Source organism: Pseudomonas sp. UBA6276 (assembly GCF_002438365.1).
Classification (GTDB): domain Bacteria; phylum Pseudomonadota; class Gammaproteobacteria; order Pseudomonadales; family Pseudomonadaceae; genus Aquipseudomonas; species Aquipseudomonas coleopterorum.
This window is the reverse complement of sequence record NZ_DJUS01000088.1, coordinates 1-2,616: the sequence shown is the minus strand read 5'-3', so window position 1 is coordinate 2,616 and position 2,616 is coordinate 1. Positions and strand designations below refer to the sequence as shown.

The following is a 2,616-nucleotide window of genomic DNA, read 5'->3' as shown; positions in this document are numbered from 1 at the left end:
TCCTGCAGAAGCAGTTCCCGGAAATCACCGACTTCTACCTGCCGCCTGAAGGCTGCTCGTACCGCATGGCCGTGGTGACCATGAAGAAGCAGTATCCGGGGCACGCCAAGCGGGTCATGCTCGGGGTGTGGTCGTTCCTGCGCCAGTTCATGTACACCAAGTTCGTCATCGTCACCGACGACGACATCAATGCCCGGGACTGGAACGACGTGATCTGGGCCATCACCACGCGCATGGACCCCAAGCGCGACACCGTGATGATCGACAACACCCCGATCGACTACCTGGACTTCGCATCGCCGGTGTCGGGTCTGGGCTCGAAGATGGGCCTGGATGCCACGCATAAATGGCCAGGCGAGACGACGCGCGAATGGGGGCGGGTCATCGTCAAGGACGAGGCCGTGACCCGACGCATCGATGAACTCTGGAATCAGTTGGGAATAGATTGATGCGTGTGACCTTGCAACCTTCGGGCGTGGTGCTGGAAACCCTGCCAGGCGAGCGGATCCTGGCTGCCGCGCAGCGCCTGGGCTACGAGTGCCCGCAGAGCTGCCGTAACGGCAATTGCCATGTGTGCAGCGCGGTGCTGGTGGAAGGCAGCGTTCGTGAGGAAGGCGTCGTGATCGATCACGGCGAGTTTCACACCTGCATCGCAGAGCCTTTGGAGGACTGCGTGATCCTTTGGGACGGTGTGCTGGCCAAGGGCGAGCTGCCGGTGCGCAGCCTCGCCTGCCAACTGGTCGACTGCGTCGATATCGGCGGCGACGTCTGGCGTGTGCGCCTGCGCGCGCCGGCTGGCAAGCCGCCGCGCTACCACGCCGGGCAATACCTGATGATCGAGCGCGACAACGGCGAAAAGTCAGCCTTTTCCCTGGCGTCTGCACCCCATAGCGGGCGCGATCTGGAGTTGCACGTACTGGTGCGCGAGGCCAGCGCACAGAGCCTGATCGAGCAGTTGCAGCGCAATGGCATGGCCCGTGTGCACATGCCCTACGGCGATACGCACCTGTCCGAGTTGCCCGACGGGCCGTTGGTGCTGATTGCCGCGGGGACTGGCATGGCGCAAATGAACAGCCTGATCGAGCACTGCCGTTCCCAGGGCTTCAAGCATCCGGTGCATCTGTACTGGGGTGTGCGTCGCCCCGAGGATTTCTACGCGCTGGAACATTGGGAGCAATGGAAGCAGTTGCCCAACCTGTTCCTGAACAAGGTGGTGAGCGACCTGTGCGGTTGGGAAGGGCGCTGCGGCATGCTGCACGAAGCGGTCTGCGAAGACATCGCCGACCTCAGCGGGGTGCATGTCTATGGCAGCGGCTCACCGGCGATGATCTATGCCACGCTCGATGCCCTGGTCGAAGCCGGCATGGATGCGCACCAGATGCGTGCGGATGTCTTCGCCTACGCGCCGCGCCCACTCTAGTTTCTTCGCCACTGCGTCATTTCGTGGCTTGAACTTCTTCACTGCATGGCCGGCGTCGAATACGACGCCGTGTAATCGTGCACAGAGTTTTGTGCCTGTGCCGCTTTGGTGCTTATAACCAATCTATTTGAAGTTGATTATAAGCGCTTGTATTTATTGACCAATCTGCCATACGGTAGAGGCGCGACAGTTGCAATGCGTTAGAGTAAGGGTTCATTGCAATCTTACGGGGATAACAGGCGACTGCTTATGTCGGTACTCGAAACTGCGCACTTGAATGTGGTCTATCCGCCGTCGCTCGATCTCGGGCCGCAACTGACCCACGAGCAACTTCTTCACTCACTGAATACGACGATGCGACGTCATCGTGGCGGTCCGGTCTGGCTGTTCGCCTACGGCTCGCTCATCTGGCGGCCAGAATGCAGCGCTGCAGAGCGGCGCCGCGCTCGAGTCCATGGCTATCACCGGGGTCTGTACCTGTGGTCCCACGAGCACCGAGGCACGCCCGAGCGGCCGGGCCTGGTGTTCGGTCTGGACCGTGGCGGCTCCTGCGCCGGCTTCGCCTACCGCCTGCCGCAGGAAAATCTCGAAGACTCGCTTTTGGCGCTTTGGCAGCGTGAAATGCCCTATCCCTCCTACCGCCCGCACTGGCTCAACTGCCGTCTGGAAGACGGCACCAAAGTACAGGCGTTGGGTTTCGTGCTGGAGCGGCATTTGCCCAGCTATGCCGGCAACCTGCCCGACAACCTGCTGACACAGATTCTGGACAGTGCCAGTGGGCGCTTTGGCAGCACTCGTGATTACGTCGAGCAGACCGTCAGTGCCCTGCGCAATCACGCAATGCCGGACAAGAACCTGGAAGCCAGGCTCAAGCGTTGCCATCAGGGCAGCTGCACTCAGGCTTCGCAGCAATTCCTGCCCTGACGGCGTAGCCTGGGTCAATCAGGCATGGCGCTCGGCGCTGGCCACCTGCTTGTGCCAGAGCGTGGGGATCAGGAAGACGATTGCCAGCAGGCAGGCGCCGATCAGCAGGACGAAACCACCGTCCCAGCCGAAGTGATCCACGGTGTAGCCCATCGCGGCGCTGGCGGCGACCGAGCCACCCAGGTAGCCGAACAGCCCGGTGAAGCCGGCGGCGGTACCTGCCGCTTTCTTCGGTGCCAATTCCAGGGCCTGCAGGCCGATCAGCATCACCG

Annotated in this window: 2 protein-coding genes and 2 pseudogenes; 3 read left to right on the top strand and 1 reads right to left on the bottom strand. The window is 61.9% G+C overall.

Annotated features, from left to right (window positions below; all coding sequences use genetic code 11):
* From B2V21_RS10380 to B2V21_RS10370, 3 genes and pseudogenes are all read left to right on the top strand, one after another.
* Positions 1-449 (top strand): annotated as a pseudogene (locus B2V21_RS10380) (3-octaprenyl-4-hydroxybenzoate decarboxylase); the annotation flags it as partial.
* Positions 449-1,420 carry a CDP-6-deoxy-delta-3,4-glucoseen reductase gene (locus tag B2V21_RS10375; protein WP_286916797.1) on the top strand — a complete coding sequence of 324 codons (972 nt, stop codon included), beginning with the start codon at positions 449-451 and terminating at the stop codon, positions 1,418-1,420. The pseudogene B2V21_RS10380 and the gene B2V21_RS10375, both read left to right, overlap by 1 nt.
* Before the next feature lie 249 nt (positions 1,421-1,669).
* On the top strand, positions 1,670-2,344 hold the full coding sequence (locus B2V21_RS10370; protein WP_049860294.1) for a gamma-glutamylcyclotransferase: 675 nt from the start codon (positions 1,670-1,672) through the stop codon (positions 2,342-2,344).
* A gap of 18 nt (positions 2,345-2,362) precedes the next feature.
* Here the strand turns inward: B2V21_RS10370 and glpT are convergent.
* Positions 2,363-2,616 (bottom strand): annotated as a pseudogene (glpT, locus tag B2V21_RS10365) (glycerol-3-phosphate transporter); the annotation flags it as partial.